Origin of the sequence: Marinobacter sp. DUT-1 (genome assembly GCF_050379415.1) — a bacterium.
Classification (GTDB): domain Bacteria; phylum Pseudomonadota; class Gammaproteobacteria; order Pseudomonadales; family Oleiphilaceae; genus Marinobacter.
In genome coordinates this window covers 550,775-567,420 of sequence record NZ_JBNRLS010000002.1, presented here as the reverse complement: position 1 = coordinate 567,420, position 16,646 = coordinate 550,775, and the positions used below count along the sequence as shown (strand labels likewise).

General features: G+C 46.6%; 15 protein-coding genes. 13 read left to right on the top strand and 2 right to left on the bottom strand.

The features are described 5' to 3' along the window. Position 1: 1 nt before the first annotated feature. The 11 genes from ACQUTG_RS08205 to ACQUTG_RS08155 all read left to right on the top strand — a co-directional run bounded on the left by ACQUTG_RS08205 (position 2) and on the right by ACQUTG_RS08155 (position 11,820). Positions 2–937: an XrtA system polysaccharide deacetylase gene (locus ACQUTG_RS08205; protein WP_428918933.1), complete on the top strand. Its 936-nt coding sequence runs from the start codon at positions 2–4 to the stop codon at positions 935–937. Between the two features lie 20 nt (positions 938–957). Then, a complete protein-coding gene (locus tag ACQUTG_RS08200) occupies positions 958–2,115 on the top strand; it encodes a glycosyltransferase family 2 protein (RefSeq protein WP_428918932.1) in 1,158 nt (385 codons plus the stop codon). 9 nt (positions 2,116–2,124) lie between these two features. After that, complete coding sequence (locus tag ACQUTG_RS08195; protein ID WP_428918931.1) at positions 2,125–2,796, top strand: FkbM family methyltransferase; 672 nt, start codon at positions 2,125–2,127, stop codon at positions 2,794–2,796. A gap of 10 nt (positions 2,797–2,806) precedes the next feature. After that, on the top strand, positions 2,807–3,949 hold the full coding sequence (locus ACQUTG_RS08190; RefSeq protein WP_428918930.1) for a glycosyltransferase: 1,143 nt from the start codon (positions 2,807–2,809) through the stop codon (positions 3,947–3,949). Beyond that, the gene (locus ACQUTG_RS08185) at positions 3,946–5,205 is read left to right on the top strand and encodes a CoF synthetase (protein ID WP_428918929.1); all 1,260 of its coding nucleotides are present in this window, start codon (positions 3,946–3,948) and stop codon (positions 5,203–5,205) included. The genes ACQUTG_RS08190 and ACQUTG_RS08185 overlap by 4 nt, the downstream gene beginning before the upstream one ends. Further along, on the top strand, positions 5,202–6,368 hold the full coding sequence (locus tag ACQUTG_RS08180; protein WP_428918928.1) for a sugar-transfer associated ATP-grasp domain-containing protein: 1,167 nt from the start codon (positions 5,202–5,204) through the stop codon (positions 6,366–6,368). The genes ACQUTG_RS08185 and ACQUTG_RS08180 overlap by 4 nt, the downstream gene beginning before the upstream one ends. Further along, entirely contained in the window at positions 6,361–7,344 is a 984-nt protein-coding gene (locus tag ACQUTG_RS08175) for a glycosyltransferase (protein WP_428918927.1), read from the top strand. Before ACQUTG_RS08180 ends, ACQUTG_RS08175 begins: the two co-directional genes overlap by 8 nt. 155 nt (positions 7,345–7,499) lie before the next feature. Next, the gene (locus ACQUTG_RS08170) at positions 7,500–8,615 is read left to right on the top strand and encodes a glycosyltransferase family 4 protein (RefSeq protein WP_428918926.1); all 1,116 of its coding nucleotides are present in this window, start codon (positions 7,500–7,502) and stop codon (positions 8,613–8,615) included. Then, the gene (locus ACQUTG_RS08165; RefSeq protein WP_428918925.1) at positions 8,612–9,952 is read left to right on the top strand and encodes a phenylacetate--CoA ligase family protein; all 1,341 of its coding nucleotides are present in this window, start codon (positions 8,612–8,614) and stop codon (positions 9,950–9,952) included. Before ACQUTG_RS08170 ends, ACQUTG_RS08165 begins: the two co-directional genes overlap by 4 nt. Before the next feature lie 2 nt (positions 9,953–9,954). Next, positions 9,955–10,842 (top strand): glycosyltransferase family 2 protein, encoded by an 888-nt coding sequence (locus ACQUTG_RS08160; protein ID WP_428918924.1) that lies wholly within the window; start codon positions 9,955–9,957, stop codon positions 10,840–10,842. Next, on the top strand, positions 10,843–11,820 hold the full coding sequence (locus tag ACQUTG_RS08155) for a polysaccharide deacetylase family protein (RefSeq protein WP_428918923.1): 978 nt from the start codon (positions 10,843–10,845) through the stop codon (positions 11,818–11,820). It abuts the gene before it with no gap. Positions 11,821–11,942: 122 nt separating this feature from the next. Here ACQUTG_RS08155 and ACQUTG_RS08150 read toward each other — a convergent pair whose 3' ends face one another. Then, on the bottom strand, positions 11,943–12,968 hold the full coding sequence (locus ACQUTG_RS08150) for a hypothetical protein (RefSeq protein WP_428918922.1): 1,026 nt from the start codon (positions 12,966–12,968) through the stop codon (positions 11,943–11,945). Between the two features lie 113 nt (positions 12,969–13,081). Beyond that, positions 13,082–14,413 carry an O-antigen ligase family protein gene (locus ACQUTG_RS08145; RefSeq protein WP_428918921.1) on the bottom strand — a complete coding sequence of 444 codons (1,332 nt, stop codon included), beginning with the start codon at positions 14,411–14,413 and terminating at the stop codon, positions 13,082–13,084. A gap of 213 nt (positions 14,414–14,626) precedes the next feature. Here ACQUTG_RS08145 and ACQUTG_RS08140 point away from each other — a divergent pair, with 213 nt between their 5' ends. Next, entirely contained in the window at positions 14,627–15,598 is a 972-nt protein-coding gene (locus ACQUTG_RS08140; protein ID WP_428918920.1) for a glycosyltransferase family 2 protein, read from the top strand. Between the two features lie 36 nt (positions 15,599–15,634). Then, on the top strand, positions 15,635–16,612 hold the full coding sequence (locus ACQUTG_RS08135; RefSeq protein ID WP_428918919.1) for a glycosyltransferase family 2 protein: 978 nt from the start codon (positions 15,635–15,637) through the stop codon (positions 16,610–16,612). The last annotated feature ends 34 nt before the right edge of the window (positions 16,613–16,646 follow it).

Here is a 16,646-nt window from a genome sequence, read left to right as displayed (position 1 = left end):
AATGAACCGCATTCGTAATGCTCTGACAATTGACGTGGAAGACTACTTCCAGGTGGCCGCACTCGCTGAGGCGGTGCGCCGGGATGACTGGGATTCCATGGAATATCGGGTAGAGGCCAACACCGACCGGTTACTCGGCCTGCTCGATCAATACAACACCAAGGCGACCTTTTTCACCCTAGGCTGGGTAGCGGAGCGCTCCCCGGAACTGGTACGTCGCATCCGTGCCAGCGGCCACGAAGTGGCAAGCCACGGGTACAGCCACCAACTGATCTACCATCAGACTCCGGATGTCTTTCGCGAGGAAACCCGCCGGTCCAGGCGCATTCTTGAAGATATCCTTGGCGAACCCGTGACCGGGTACCGTGCCGCCAGCTACTCAATCACCGCCCGATCCCGCTGGGCCCTCGATATCCTCGCCGAGGAGGGCTTTACCTGGGATTCCTCCATCTTTCCGGTACACCATGACCGCTATGGCATGCCGGACGCCCCCCGTTGGCCTTACCGCCTGAAGACCGATAATGGTCATGAACTGGCGGAATTCCCCTTGAGCACCCTGAAGCTACCCGGCTATACCCTGCCGATCGCCGGCGGAGGTTACTTCCGGCTGTTTCCCTACTGGTTCAGCCAATGGGCGCTTGGCTCCATCAACCGCCAGGGGCGGCCTTTCGTGTTTTACCTGCACCCCTGGGAGGTGGACCCGGAGCAACCAAGGCTCGAGGTCAAATGGCTGTCCAGGTTCCGGCATTACAACAACCTGGATGTGTGCGAGGCACGCCTGAACAGGCTGCTGCAGCGGTTCGATTTTGCGCCCATGGGCGAAATATTGCGGGAGGCCGGTGTGCTGGAGCCAGCCGTACGGAATGCTGCAACGCCAACCCAGGCCGGCGGCCAGGAACAGGCTCCCAGCGCTGAGAAATTCGTAAGGACGTTATAGGACGTCAGGGAAGATAAAACATGCTCTACATGCTGTTCTGGTTGTCTCTGTTGATACTGGGATATATCTATATCGGGTATCCGATGCTGGCAAAGGTGATGGCGAGCTATGTTGCTGCACCGGTTCGCAAGGACGACAGCGAAACGCCTGAGGTATCGGTATTGATTGCCGCCTACAACGAAGCGGCGGATATCGAGGCGACCCTGCGAAACAAACTTGCCCTTGATTATCCCCCGGACCGGTTGGAGATCCTCGTCATCTCGGACGAATCCGACGATGGAACCGACGATATCGTTCGCCGGGTGGCTGAAGAAACGACAGTCCCTGTCCGCCTGTTCCGCCAGACTCCCCGCCAGGGCAAAACTGCCGGTCTCAATACGCTCATCTCCCACGCCACCGGCGAAATCCTCCTGTTCTCCGACGCAAACTCACAATGGGAGCCGGGGGCGCTTCGGCATCTCGTCAGCAACTTCCATGATCCCGATGTCGGCTACGTCACCGGCAAGATGGTGTACGTGAATGACGACGGATCCATGATGGGTGACGGTTGCAGTGCCTACATGAAATACGAGAACTGGCTGAGGGAACAGGAGACCCGGACCGGATCCATCGTCGGCGTGGACGGCGGAGTCGATGCTATGCGAAAGGTGCTCTACCAGCCTCTGAGCCCTGACCAGCTACCGGACTTTGTGCAACCGTTGAAAGTGGTGGAGCAGGGCTATCGCGTGGTGTTCGAGCCCCGCGCCTTGTTGAAAGAGCCGGTACTCAACGACAGCGGCAGCGAATTCAGCATGCGGGTCCGGGTCAGTCTGAGGGCACTGTGGGCGTTGAAGGACATGGCGGCTCTGATGAATCCGCTGCGTTATGGCTTCTTCGCCGTTCAGCTGATCTCCCACAAGCTGCTGCGTTACCTGGCTTTCATACCGCTTGCAGTTTTTACATTGGCAACGCTGCTCCTGATGCCAAAGGGCGGAATCTACCCGCTGGCATTTCTGGGACTGGTGGCGCTTTACGGGCTGGCCTGGATCGGCCGGAAGAATGAAAGCGAAGGCCGCAATTTTGGGCCGCTGTACTCTGTGCCTTACTACTTCCTTCTGCTGAATGTGGCATCGCTCAAGGCGGTGATGGCGTTTCTGCGGGGGGAGAAGCGGGTGGTTTGGAAGCCGAGGAAGGGATAGTCGATGGGAGTGCTCAGGGAACAAGCAAAACGTTTGCCCAAGGGGGCCGTGCGCCTTTTAAAGATTAACTATTACCGCAGACAGATCCGAAGAGGGGAATTTCGTTCGGAAGAGCAGGAGTACGACGTCCTGAAAAACATTATCGGACCAGGGGCTAAAGTCGTCGATATCGGCGCCAATGTCGGTTATTACACGCTCCTCTTTTCCAGTTTAGTGGGCTCAAAGGGGCGGGTAATTGCGTTTGAACCAATCCCGGAAACATTCGACCTGCTATCGAACAATGTTACGGCCAGTGCAGCTCGAAACGTCACGCTAGTTAACGGCGCCGTTTCAACCGATACACAGGAAGTAGACTTCACAATACCCGAAGAGAATCTTTTTCAATCTCATATGGTTCCGGAAGGTGAGATTCATGTGATGTCGTTTCCCTTGAGCAGTTTCCTGCCTGAAAGCTGGAGCCTCGATTTTCTGAAGATTGATGCCGAAGGTTGTGATGAAGAAATTATCAAGAGTTCGATTGGGGTCATTAATTCCCATCGCCCCTTTGTAATGGCCGAGCTCTCACAAGAGAAAGCCTGGGGGCTTGCGGGTGCGCTTGAAAATTACAGCCTCAGGTTTATCGAGGGATCTCACAACAAGTTTTTTGTTCCCAGTGAAAAGCTGGACTTGTTTCCTTTGTAGGACCGCAAAGTTGGAACTCAAAGTGTTGCACCTTATAGACAGCGGAGGGCTCTACGGAGCAGAGCGGATGCTACTCGCCCTAGTCGAAACTCAACGAGCTCAAGGATTGGACGCCGTCATATTGAGTGCTGGAGAGCCAAATCAAGAAGTGAAACCACTAGAAGACGAGGCAAGGCGCCTAGGGTTACCTGTGAAGTCTTGGAGAATGAGTCCAGGTTTTAATGTTTCCGAGAGTTGGAGAATACTCAAGTGGGCCCATTCCAATGGTTATGACATTCTTCATTCACACGGATTCAAGTTCAATGTTTTGATCGGTAGTTATCCAATAAAAATACGGAAAATTCCTATGGTTACGACTTTGCATGGATACGTTCATGCGAAGAAATTCCGTAAGATTTGGTTGTACGAAGCATTGGATCGATATGCGATTAGGTTTTTACAGGGGATTGTTCTAGTAGGCGAGGCCATGACGAAGCAGCTGCCAGTCGCCGTTTCCAATAACGAAAATGTAGTAGTTATTCCAAATGGACTTGATATCAAAGGTGTTGCGGCTAGAGCTTCTCAACCTATAGAAAATGATATCCAGGAATTTATTTCTGATCATTTTCCAATCATCCTTGGAGTCGGGCGCCTATCGGAAGAAAAGGGCTTTGATCGACTTATTGAAGCGTTCCAAGGCGTTTGTATTAATTATGAGAATCCGGGACTTCTTATCGTTGGTGAAGGTAAACAAAAGAAGAAGTTTCAATTACGTGTCAAAGAACTCGGTATGCAGGATAGAGTTCTGATGCCCGGATATTGTAAAAATGTCCCTGCGCTCCAGCGAATGTCTGACCTGCTGGTAATCCCATCACTTACCGAAGGTCTGCCGATCACCTTGTTAGAGGCCATGGCCGTTGGAGTACCTGTGCTTGTGTCACCAGTAGGAGAAATGCCGGCAGTTATAGGAGAGGGACGAGGTGGTTATCTGTTGCCCGAGCACTGCGATAGTGACGAGCTGGCGATCTGTATCCTGAGCGCCTTAGAAGATCCTGAGAGAAATGCCAAGAAAGATTGGTCGTTAAAGAGTGTAACCACTTCCTATTCCGTAGAGGCTATGGAGGCGCGTTATAGAGAGCTCTATCATGGTATGTTGGCCGAAAAATGGTGGTGAGAAATATTCGCTATTGCTTAACACGGATGTCGTTTTTAGTTATGGGGCTAAGGATCGAGAAGTGGCGCAAGCAGGTAGAGACTTTCTGGAACCTAGGTACTGAAGAAAGAAAATCGATCCTGGAGAATATTCTCCGGACTCATAGTCCCCTAAATGCAAGTGGTGAACCGGTAACCTCATTAGGAGAATTACAACTGTCTCCGATCCTGACCAAAAAAAGCTACCGAACACTTGCTAGGGCATCCGGTGTAAGGAGCAGATACAATCGTAAAACTTCCGGAACTACGGGGGAGCCTACTAAGGTATCGTTATCTAAAGAAGAGTTGTCGTTAATGCTCGGCGTACGAGACTATTGCTTTAGGCACTATGGAGTCAGGCTTGGTTATCGAGAGGCCCGATTTTGGGGGAGGGAAGCACAAGGATTGAAGAGCAAATTCAGAAACTTAGCGCTCAACCGAAAAGTGTGCTTTCCGATGGGAGAGGATGCCGTTCATTCCGTAGCCAAAACGCTCAGCTGGAAGCCAGATTACCTATATGGTTATGCTTCTTTACTACTAGAGGCCGCAGCTCTGGTAGAAAAGCATTCTATAAATTTTACCCCACCAAAATGCGTGATTTGTACAGCGGAAACAGTAATGCCAGTCCAGAAAGAATATTTAAAGAAAGTATTTAAGGCACCAGTGGCTGAGGAATATGGCGCAACTGAGTTCGATGTGATTGCATTTGAGTGCAAGGGTGGTCATCGCCATTTAGTGAATCCGTGGCTTGTAGTAAAAAATACGGACCAAGACATTCTAGTTTCAGATATATTCAGGAAATCTGCAAATTTAGTTAACTATGAACTTGGCGATTCAGGCGAGTTGGAGGTTGTAAAGTGCGATTTATTAGGCGACTCCCAATATATAAAGTTCTTAGAAGGGCGGTCGATAAGCCGGTTCGTTTATAGTGATTGCAATAATAGGTTCCATGCTGTTGATTTGGCATACGCGATCAATGAATATCAACGAATAGAAAACGAAATTTTTAATTTCCGAATTGTGCAATTTGAGTATGGAGCTATTGATATTTATGTGAGTACCGAGCTTGAAAGCAGCACAGAATCACTGAAAAACCATATTGAAGAATACATTCTAAGAAAAACAGGTCAAAGTCTAGTCGTCAATATATTGTGTGAGACAGTTCCAAAATATTTTACTGAAAAGTCTTATTTTATTCAGCGAATAAGAATGCCCCTGAACTCTGTGACATCAACATGAAGATCGATTTAGAAGCTTTTTCCTCTGTTCTCATGCGTAGCCTCTCAAACATGGGTGGTGAAGTTTTACCTTATATACGAAGGTTTTTTCGATTTTTAGCCCTGCCATATTGCTTTTCAAAAGTAAATTGGATTGAGTGCCCGAGAAGCAAGATTCAGGTCGCTTCAGATTTCTTTTATATATTTTTCTTTTTGAAATATTTTCCGGATAACTATTCACCTTGTCGGTTATGGGAAAAGAATCGCTCAGAGTGGCTGTATTACTATGGTTCTAATTACGATCCCTACCAGAGAAGACAATTAAGAAAAATCGTACAGCCCAAAGTCTATGAGATCGTCTTTCAAGATAAAGTTCTTTCAGCCATGTTATGCAAGGCCAATAGCATAGAAACGCCTGAAGTAATCAAAATCGTTAAAGAAGGCGAAAGCCTAGAAAGAATTGCAAGAGAGTTTGCAAAGACTGGATATGAAAAACTAATTTTTAAGCCGCGTTCAGGTAAAGGTGGGAATAATATTATATGTACTGAGTTTTCTTGCGGCACAGTCAGAACCATTCGAAATGGTGAATATTCTTCTATAGTTGGCATAAATGCAGACAACGAGATGATTGTTCAGAACTTTATCAAACAACATGAAGATATGAGCAAGATTTCTTCGTCCACCAATACGATTAGGGTAGTTACATTAAAGAAAAGGAATGGCGATATTTTAATTGTTGGCACCTACGCTCGGTTTGGCGTTGGAATAAGTAGGGTCGACAATCTAAGCCAGGGAGGAATTTGCGTCTCGGTAGACATAAAATCAGGAGGACTAGCAAGTATCGGATTCAACAGGTTGAGTCAGGTTTTTACTAAGCATCCGACGTCCGGTGTACAATTCGAAGGTTATCAGATACCACTTTGGGATGAGGTGATTGCTCTAGCAAATAATGTTCAAAAATCATTCGACTTTTACCCTCTCCTCGGTATGGATATTGCTGTTAGCGAGGATGGCCCACTCGTTATAGAAATTAATTCTAGTTATGACAATGTTGACCTTGAGCAAGCAAGAGGGCCTATATTAAAGAGCCCGGAAGTTTACCAGGCTTTTGAGGAGTACGACCTATTTATTAACAAGTACCAAAAGAAGCTGAAGCCCATTTTTCAAGGCTATCAAAATGCATAGAGAAATTATTTGGGTTACATGGGAGAATCATAGACGCTCTATAGTACTGGCTGAAGAGCTCGGGGCCCATTATTGTTTTGTTAAGTCAAATGAAATTTTTATTTTTCGCCATTTAATAAAGGCGATTAAAACAGTAAAGATAATCTATAAAAATAGAAAAGGCTTGATCGTCGTACAGAATCCGAGTCGAATCCTCGCAGCACTTGCTGCGATGATGAAGCTTTTTTTCCGATTTCCCTTAGTTGTCGATAGGCATACTAATTTTCGCCTGGGTAAGGGCATCACCATTAACCCGGCTATATGGTTTGTAATAATCTGTAGTGAATTTAGTTTAAAGATTGCTGATTTAACGATCGTGACAAATGATTTTTTAAAAAAAATGGTAGAGAGAAAGGGAGGCAGGTCGCTTGTCTTGCATGATAAGGTTCCTGAAATCAAACCTCCGCATAAGAAACCTAATCTCCCAGCCGGGTTCAACATTCTTTTCGTTTGTACATATGCCCCGGATGAACCCTATAATGAAGTGATTAATGCTGCAAAACATTTGCCTAATGATTTTCACATCCACATTACAGGGAATTATGAAAAGGCCGGCATAAAAGCTGCTTCGTCGCAGATTCCAGCGAATGTGCACTTGCTAGGTTTTGTTCCCATAGAAGATTATGAGGCATATCTTTTTTATTGCGATATTGTAATGGTGCTGACGAGTTCCGAATGGGTGATTCTTTGTGGCGGATATGAGGCTGCGGCGGTTCGCAAACCTCTAATTACATCCAAAACTCAAGCTCTGTATGAGTTTTTTCAGAGTAACGCTTTCTATACCGGCCATGCTCCAGAATCAATAGCAGAGGCTATTAAAGAAGTATCGTCCAATATTCGAACTTATCAGGATCGAATACATCTCTTTCTGGAAGTGGAGACCAAGATTTGGGAGAGACAATGGTTCCATTTTAAAGAGGCGGTCGACGCATTATGAGGCTTCACGTCCTTCAAGTTTACGTCAAGTAAGTAGGGAATTAAGGTCCGGCGAAGGAGTTAATATTGGTATTTCGTAAGCTATGAATGCCGTAGTTGATTCTTTCAGTATCACCAAACCAGAAATTTGCTTGGTATTTTGAGGCGAGGCTAAGAATGAAGCTTTCGATTATCATGGATCGATATGACAACCCTTTAGCTGGTACGGAAAGCCAAGTGCTCAAACTAGTAGAGGGGCTCCGTAAAAAGGGATGGACTATACGTTTTGCGGTGTTCAAGGCGACAAAATACAGCAAAAGTGGGAGATTCCCGGTTCCAATTGAGGAGTTGGGTATTGGAAGAATTTCAGATCCCCGTAGTTGGTTTGTTGTTCATCGCTATGGACGCGTGCTGGCGGAGAATGGATTCGGCGTCGTCCATGTATTCTTCAACGATGCCTCAGTTATCTGCCCGCCTATGATGCGACTCGCGGGGCTGAAGACCCTGATCTCGCGCCGGGACATGGGGTTCTGGTACTCCGGAGTTTACCTGCGGGCCCTGCGGCTGACCGACCGGTTTGCCCATGGAGTAGTCTGCAACAGCAAGGCGGTGGCTCACATTACTGCAAAGGTTGAAGGGGTCCCCGAATCCAAGCTTCATGTCATCTACAACGGATACCCCGAGGGAACCGAAGAGTGCAGTGCGAGTGGAGACGAGCCCAATACTCAGCACAATCGGAAACAACGGCTCATCATCGGTATAGTTGCCAACCTGCGGCCAATCAAACGGATCGAAGACCTGATTGAGGCGGTGGCGAAAATTCACCATTCCGGCAGAAACATAGAGCTTCGCATCGTCGGAGGCGGCGATGAAGCTGCCTATCGTCGAAGAGTCGAGAAGTTGGGTATTGCTGGCCGAGTCAAATTCCTTGGTAGCCAGCCTGATCCTGAGCGCCATATCCAGGACTTTGATATCGCCGTTTTATGCTCCGAAACCGAAGGATTCTCCAATTCCATCATCGAATACATGCGTTGCGGAAAGCCCGTGGTATGCACCGATACGGGCGGCAACCCGGAAATCATTGATGATGGAGTCAATGGCTATCTGGTTGGCGTCGGGGATGTGGCTTCATTGGCTGATCGGCTGGAAGCCCTGATCGATAATCCGGACAGGCGATTGGCCATGGGACGATTAAACAAAGAGCAACTGGTCAGGCGCTATTCACTGGAAAGTATGCTTAACCAATACATCCGTTTGTACCACCAGGTTGAACCAGGGATGGCTGAAGCATGATGGATTCACTTTCCCGGCACGTTTTCTATCCCTTGTGGGATCTCAAGGATCGAAGCCAACGGTTGAGAGAATGGCGGGCGCTGGAGGAGCAGCAATGGTGGCCCGTTGATCGACTGCGGATGATGCAATGGGAAAGATTACAAAAGCTACTGACTCACGCAGCCGAACACAGCCCTTTTTACAGGGATGTATTCAGTAAACACGGAATATCACCGGCCAGTATTCGGAGTGAAGACGACCTGCTCAGGATTCCGGTAACGACCAAATCGGACATCCGCAACAACCTGGAGAATTTCATCAGTGACCAGTTTGATCGCAACGAATTGGTGAGCGCAAAAACCGGTGGATCAACAGGGTTCGCGCTCAAGCTCTATTTCGACGAAGCCTGCCAGGAGCGAAGAAACGCAGCCCAGCTAATGGCAGACCGTTGGTCCGGTTGGGATCTGGGTATGAAGAAGGCCGCAATTTGGGGTAACCCTCCAGTGCCGTCAACGATGAAACAGAAACTACGCCATCATCTTCTGGACCGTACTATCTACCTGGACACCATGAACCTGAACGAAACCTCCATGGGCGATTTCGTTGAGCGGTGGCGTGCGGAACAGCCCGGAGCAATCTTCGGGCATGCCCATTCAATCTACATCTTTGCCTGCTACCTCCGTGGCCACGGAATCACAGATCTTCGCCCAAGGGGAATCGTTGCAACTTCAATGATGTTGCTTGATCAGGAGCGTAAGGCTATCGAGCAAGGATTTGATTGTCCCGTTACCAACCGCTATGGGTGCGAAGAGGTGGGGCTGATCGCTTGTGAATGTGAGGAACATCGTGGGATGCATCTGAATCTCCCTCACTTATTTGTAGAGTTTTTGGATGGGGAGAACAAACCGGTGAAGCCAGGTGAACCGGGCAAGATCGTGGTTACCGATCTCAATAACTTTGCGATGCCTCTCATTCGCTACCGGGTAGAGGATGTCGGGACCTTTACCGATGAACCCTGTTGCTGTGGCCGTGGCCTGCCCATCCTTCAAAGGCTGGAAGGAAGGGTGGCGGATTTTCTGAAGCTCCCGGATGGCGGGCAGGTGGCTGGGATTTCATTGATCGAGCGAACGCTGACGAAGGTGCCGGGAATAGAGCAAATGCAACTGGTACAGGAAGATCTTACAGGCTTGAGCATCAACCGTGTGAAGGGGAGCGATCACAACCCTGAAATGGACCGGGCATTAATTTCTGAACTACAAGAAGTCTTCGGCGACTCAGTTTCCATCACTATCCATGATGTATCGGAGATCCCCCAGGAATCCTCCGGAAAATACCGGTTTGCCATATGCAAGGTTTAACGATGAAAGATGAACCTCTGGTGAGCGTTGTGATCGCCACCTATAACATGGGGCAATATCTGCCGGATGCAGTGGAGTCGGTGTTGAACCAGCACTGGAAGAACCTCGAGGTGATCGTGGTGGATGATGGTTCGGAAGATAATACCCCTGATTGCATCTCGCGGTTTAAGGATGATCCCAGGTTTCGGTTTGTTAGAACCAAAAATCAAGGTCAGCCAAAAGCAAAAAACCTAGGATTAGGGGAATCAAGCGGAGAGTTTGTTGCATTTTGTGATGCCGATGACTTGTGGCACCCGGAGAAATTACGACTTCAGATGCCCTTATTTGAAGACCCAGGTGTTGGAATCGTCTACAGTGAGGTTTCCTACATTGATGAGTGCGGGGTGGAAGTTAGTAAATCCCGGCCTTACACAAGGTATAGCGGCTGGGTTACCAATGAGCTTGCAATCAAAAACTTCATCCCTTTTGGTACAGCCGTCTTTCGGCGAGCATGCGTTGAACAAGATGGTGCCTTTGATGAAACTCTACCGATGGGAATTGACTGGGATCTTTGGCTGCGTTATTCCCTGAAATGGCAGTTCCAATACATACCTGAGGAAACGTATATCTATAGGCTCTGGTCGGGACAAATGTCCAGAAACTATCGCGGCCGGTATGATAATGCCGTCCAAATTCTCGGTAAATTTCTCGAGTCTAATCCGGATGTTGTTCCCCCGACATTTGTATCGCGGGCTTGGGCCGACATGTATGTCAGTCGAGCAATGGCAATTGCCAATGCAGAGAAAACGTTTATAGAGCCGTTAAAAGACATTATCGAAGGTCTGCGGAGGGATGTTTCTTATTGGCCAGCATGGCGCTCTTTAATCAAACTAATTTTGAGGAGGGTTTAAATGACTTTTCTCAAACAGGCTACGTATCGACTGGCTCAACGTTTTGGTGGGCTTAAGTTTACTAAGTTCCTCTCTCGGCATCACCCTAAGATTCTTATGTACCATCGAATTACGGATCTCCCAGATAATGAGGGCATTCCCATTGAACTGTTTCAACAGCATGTCGATCTTATAAGAGAAGAATTTGAGCCAATGACGCTCAGTGAGTTATTAACTAGGAAAGAACGGAGTACGATTCCGGAAAATGCAGTAGTTGTTACTTTTGATGATGGATACGCGGATTTTGCCGATAAAGCTTTCCCAATCTTGGCGGCAGCCAAAGTGCCAGCGACCTTGTTCGTTACTACTGGGTTTGTGAATGGAGATATCTGGCTCTGGCCTGACCAAATCCGGTATTTGATCACGCATACCAGCGTACCAGAGCTTAAACTTTCGGCAATTTCTGAAACCTTTGACCTGATGTCTAGTCGCACTGAGGTTTGGAATGTGGTCGCAAACTATTGCCTGACTGTGTCCAATGAAAAAAAAATCAAAATAATTGACGAAATGTCGCGACGGCTTGAAGTGCCCTTACCTCAGAAAGCTCCGGAAGGCTATGAAGCGGCCTCGTGGACGCAGATAAAAAAAATGGTAACCCAAGGACTAGATGTTGGTAGCCATTCTATCAGCCATCCAATTTTAACCAAGTTAAGCAACAATCAGTTGGTCATGGAGCTGCAGAATTCAAAGAAGAAGCTTGAACTTGAGACAGGAAAACTAATTAATATATTTTGTTACCCGAACGGAACAGTTTATGACTTCGATGAAAATGTGAAGAGATTATTAGAAGAGGTTGGGTATCAATATGGAGTATCTGCATATCCTAGCAGGATTCCGTTAGAGGATAATTGGTGTATAAATAGATATCCCGTTGGAAAAAATATCGATGTCTTCAAGAAGAACTTGTATGGATTAACATACCTCGCAATGAAGAGTTAAACTGCGACAAAAAAATATTACAGCTACCATTAGTAAGCGTCACACAATCCAGCATTATTATTTATTTTTTTCCAAAACATAACGTTTTCTAGCTGGTAAAATTTTAAATCTAAACTGAAAGATTATCTAACCTCAATGTCTTCTATTTTAGACGGTGCTTTAGAAGATAATGCAATCCCTGCTGTGTTTACGTTTCCTTCGGGGTCAAAAACATAGACATACATTGGTGAGCCAGAAGAAACTACTTTAGGGTCCAGCTTGAAGGACAATTCACTGTCAGTCCAGGATGTAGGTGTGGCTATTTCGGATACAATTCCTTCTTTCCATATTTCTGAATTGGAAATTTCAACACGAGCCTGACTTTCGGAAATGTATATGTCATCAACTCCGAAGACCATATTGGCGTAATTATCACCAACACTGGGATCGAAACCAATTACATCGACATTTAATCCCGGAGATACTGATGATTTTTTAAAATCATTAACGTCAATTACCTTCTTTCCATTGACATGAATAATCATTTCATTTGAGTTTGCGTCAAACCATGCATCCATTTTGTTCCAGGCACCAACTTTTCCTTGCCAACTGCCCCACTGGATAAAACCAGCGCTATCAACATCTTTTCTCCAATATACAACGTGTAGTTGATCCCACGCCATTCTAGTATGCTCCCCGTCTGGGTGATCCCAGACACGAAGAAATTTACTAGATCCACCTTCAGCGTTTGGATCGCTAAGTGGCATAAACCACCACGACACAAAAAGAGTTCTATTAGTTCGGTCAGTTAAAGGCTTCGGCCAGCCCAAATATGCCTTTCTGATACCTCTGTAAACATTTCTATCCTCTCCGCGCTGCAGATCTGACCCGGTATACAGCGTCAATGGGTCTGCCCACAGCGAGCCTTTGCTTGTCCATACCTCACTCTGGGGAAGTTCCGATTCCGAGCCGAGGTTAGAAATTAGCGTGTTTGAGTCCGCGGAGTCCCGGAGAATTATGCCGAATGATGGGGAGCCGAAACCGGATCCAAAAACACGTACTTCTGACGCGTCGCTTGAAGATACCTCTAGCGCCGTAATTTCAGGGGCTGCAGCTACCGTTAATGGAACTGAGGCAACCAAAAAAACGCTTAAGTGCTTCAATTTCATGATCATTGTGGTTCCCTCGTAGATGATAACCGACTATTAAAAAGAGCTGGTTTCAATCCAGTCCAAGCTTACCTGAAAATTCTAAATACAATATTAGCACGGGTATCGGTCTTTTATTTATTATTCCCGATACCAAAGCGTAATAACGGTTCTTTGATTGAGTGGTTTTTGTTATATTGTCTTTTGTTTTTTGAATTCTGGAACACTCTGAAGTTAGCAATGGTCAATCCAACAGCAAACCACCAATATATTTCATATGTGTCCATGCCAAACATCCCTAAAAATAATCGTGCATATATGAATGCTATAATGGCTCTGGATAAGGCTTTTATAAACTTGTTGTCAGTGTTGATTATTATATTTCCATTGGTTTTAATTATCTTATAAATCAGAAAGAAAAAAGCGATTAAGCCAGGTAGGCTAAGGTTTGTGAGGATTTCAAGGTATAGGTTGTGAGTGTCCTGAAACCGATTAAACATTTCCATTCTGACCGAAGGAAACGCAGCGACTCCAATGCCCCAAGGATGAGAAACGAACACCGAAAAAGAATCTTTTATAATTTGTAGTCTGGCTTCCGAGGATGATCCTTCGGCCTCTTCCATAGTAAATATTGAAATCATTCTTCCTATGTACGCTTCAGGTAGTAAGATATAAATTATTAAAATAATAGCAACTCCTACTGCTACGTATTTAATTTTTCCTTGTTCTAGCTTTTCTCGCCAAAAATAGAGTCCAAGCAATGCAGTGGCAACGTACCCTGTTCTTGATCCTGTATAAATTATTATTATGGCGCAGAAAAAAAATAGCAGAATTAGCAATAATTTTTGCCATTTTTTTGCGATCGGGAAAAGATAAAATATGAAGGGTAGACAACCCACTGCCATTCCGCTGTAAGAATTGGGATGTCTATATAAAGGAGTGACACCGTGCAACCTCGGTATTCCCTGGTTTTGCCATATCATTCCTCCTGAATACCATCCCACAAAGCCTTCTTGCCCTAGCTTCAACATCGCAAGCAAAAACGCACCAACAACCATCTTAAGGGCCCATTCGGTTCGGACGAAGGCTGCAAGAAAAGCAGCGAGCATAGAAAACTTTATTACTCTTTCTATAAATATTTCCCACGACTGACTACGGTCATACGAAAAGATGGTATAAAAAGATAATACAAATATAAATATCATTACGGGTTTTGCAAGGGGCGTGGAAAATGGCTCTCGGATTAGTTTGATAATCGCACAAAAACTGAGTATAGAGCCAAGAACAAACTCGAATCTAATAGCACCAAGGATCGGAACGCGTAAGCCAACTTGCAAATACCATGCGATGATATATGTGCATGTGGCGAAAACTAGAAGTTTGCTTTCGGAAACCCTATTTGATACTGGATGAGGGGCGAAGCTAGTTCTGAACCTTGCTTGGGGTTCTAAATGGCGTATTTGCATGACGGCTTTCTTCGTTCGTCTGCTGACTGTTGGGTGAAATAATCAAATATTTATAGAACGTTAACCTAGTGCTATGCTAGGAACTAAGTTTCTGATGAACTACGTAGAGTTTAGTCGAAATCACTAGAATGACCATAGAGTTTTGCTTATGTATTTTATGGCTCGTTGCCCTTATGGTCCGGTCTCTATGGAAATATTGAGGAATTTCATTAAGTGAGAGCGAGTATCATTATCCCTTCCCACAACTGTAGGGAATTTCTAATCCAAACTTTGGAATCCATATTGAGAGAGTTGGGACCTCATGATGAGGTTGTTATTGTGGATGATGGCTCTTCGGACGGGACTAAAGAAAAGGTCTGTCCATTCTTGGCTGACGAACGTTTCAGGTATTTTTACCAGGACGCTAGTGGTGGTCCGGCTTCTCCAAGAAATGTGGGAGCACTGCATGCTCGAGGCGAGTATTTATTTTTCTTTGACTCGGATGATCTGATGTTACCCGGGAAGGTAGCTTCGACCGTAGCAGCATTTGAAAGGTTCCCCCAGTCAGCTCTGATCTTCACCAATTTCGGTTGCGTCGATGAGAACGGCGAGATTCTAGACATGGATTTCCTTGAGGGTTATGAGCTGATCGACAAGATTCGTTCAGGTGGTGAGCCCGATGTCGCTCTCATTGATGCTCATACTGCCTGCTCCCATCTGGCCCGTCAGAACTTTATTGGAACCTCAGGAGTTGCCATTAGATCGAGTGTATTTTCGAAAATGGGAGGCTTCGACGAGTCACTAAAAAACGGTGATGACAAAGATATGTGGTTCCGGATCACCAGAAGGTATCCGATCGTTTATCTGGACAAGGAATACCACCTCTATAGGATCCGGGAAAATAGCATTTCGCGCGGAGGAGCGCTGAAGCGGGCTGATGCAAGGATCAGAGTACTCGAAAAGCAACTCCGAGATCCCGTGAGCAAAACTTTTGCAAAGGATATTCGTCATCAGATAGCACTGAACTATCACTCGATGGCGTATGAATTGTTTGCGAGGGGTGATATGCGGGCGTCACGTGAAGCCTTGGTGCAAGCGCTCAACCATAACCTGCAGCCCCGGTTTCTTTCGCTCTATCTTAAATCGTTGTTAGGTCGGCGTGGTGTGGCGGTAATAAGGTCGCTGAAACACCGTGTAGGGATGTGACAAACAGGCGCAGAGACATTTACGAAAGGACGCAGAATGGAACTCTCAGTTGTTGTTCCTGCATATAACGCCTCCGAGTCGATTGGCTCAACGCTCAATGCGGTCCTTGATGTCAAGGGAGTAGAGCTGGAGGTCATCGTGGTCGACGATGGCTCCACCGATGAGTTGTCGGTTGTAATTGAGCCTTTTATTAGGGATGACAGGGTGTCTCTAATTCGGCAGAGAAACTCCGGGGGGCCTGCATCGCCAAGGAACAGAGGCGTAGCAGTTTCCTCGGGCGAATACATACTGTTTCTCGATGCCGATGACCTGGTCATTTCGGAAGAGATAGAGGCAGTGCTTCTTGCTTTGTCGCGCAATCCTGAAGCGGTAATGATTTGCAGCAATTTCCACGTTGCCGACCAGGACCTCGGCATTCGCATCGAAAGGAATATAGATCGGTACGAGACGTTCCAGGCCTTATTAACAGAACCAGCAGCGCCAAATACCTGGCAACTTTCCAGTGAAGATGCCCTCGCTACACTCCTCCAAACTAACTTCGTTGGCACATCGAGCGTGATTGCCCGTCGTTCGGCGCTAGAGGCTGCGGGTCCGTTTGATGAGTCATTGAGGAATCTGGATGATCGGGATATGTGGATTCGTCTGGCGCAGTTAGGACCCATTCTTTACCGCGATAAACCATTCTATCTTTACCGCGATACCCCGGGGAGTGTTTCCAAGCAACGAGAGTTGCAGCAATTCAGGGAAAGGGTTGTTGTCGCGGAGAAGGTTTTGCGCAGCTCGAAATCTTCGCGAATAAGGTCTTTAGCGAAAGCGTGGCGGGCACGGAGTCTTCTGAAGATTGGCTATATTTTATTTCACAATGAAGCCAGGCCCTATGAGGCCTTGGGTGCGTTTGCCCGGTCATTTGTTTCCAAACCGAGTGGCGCTGCCTTGCGTGGTGTTTTGAAGTCATTGCTCCCGCCGCGAGTCTATAAATTGGTGAAGGCGCGGGCCAGTCAGCGTGGAAGATAGAAGTACTAATCGATTTTTGACAGTTGAGGCGAGT

Excerpts from the sequence above, each read along its gene's own strand:
- ACQUTG_RS08135 (WP_428918919.1), top strand. The coding sequence starts at position 15,635 with ATGGAACTCTCAGTTGTTGTTCCTGCATATAACGCCTCCGAGTCGATT.
- ACQUTG_RS08165 (WP_428918925.1), top strand. The coding sequence starts at position 8,612 with ATGATGGATTCACTTTCCCGGCACGTTTTCTATCCCTTGTGGGATCTC.
- ACQUTG_RS08205 (WP_428918933.1), top strand. The coding sequence starts at position 2 with ATGAACCGCATTCGTAATGCTCTGACAATTGACGTGGAAGACTACTTC.
- ACQUTG_RS08150 (WP_428918922.1), bottom strand. The coding sequence starts at position 12,968 with ATGAAATTGAAGCACTTAAGCGTTTTTTTGGTTGCCTCAGTTCCATTA.
- ACQUTG_RS08170 (WP_428918926.1), top strand. The coding sequence starts at position 7,500 with ATGAAGCTTTCGATTATCATGGATCGATATGACAACCCTTTAGCTGGT.
- ACQUTG_RS08180 (WP_428918928.1), top strand. The coding sequence starts at position 5,202 with ATGAAGATCGATTTAGAAGCTTTTTCCTCTGTTCTCATGCGTAGCCTC.
- ACQUTG_RS08160 (WP_428918924.1), top strand. The coding sequence starts at position 9,955 with ATGAAAGATGAACCTCTGGTGAGCGTTGTGATCGCCACCTATAACATG.
- ACQUTG_RS08200 (WP_428918932.1), top strand. The coding sequence starts at position 958 with ATGCTCTACATGCTGTTCTGGTTGTCTCTGTTGATACTGGGATATATC.
- ACQUTG_RS08155 (WP_428918923.1), top strand. The coding sequence starts at position 10,843 with ATGACTTTTCTCAAACAGGCTACGTATCGACTGGCTCAACGTTTTGGT.
- ACQUTG_RS08145 (WP_428918921.1), bottom strand. The coding sequence starts at position 14,413 with ATGCAAATACGCCATTTAGAACCCCAAGCAAGGTTCAGAACTAGCTTC.
- ACQUTG_RS08175 (WP_428918927.1), top strand. The coding sequence starts at position 6,361 with ATGCATAGAGAAATTATTTGGGTTACATGGGAGAATCATAGACGCTCT.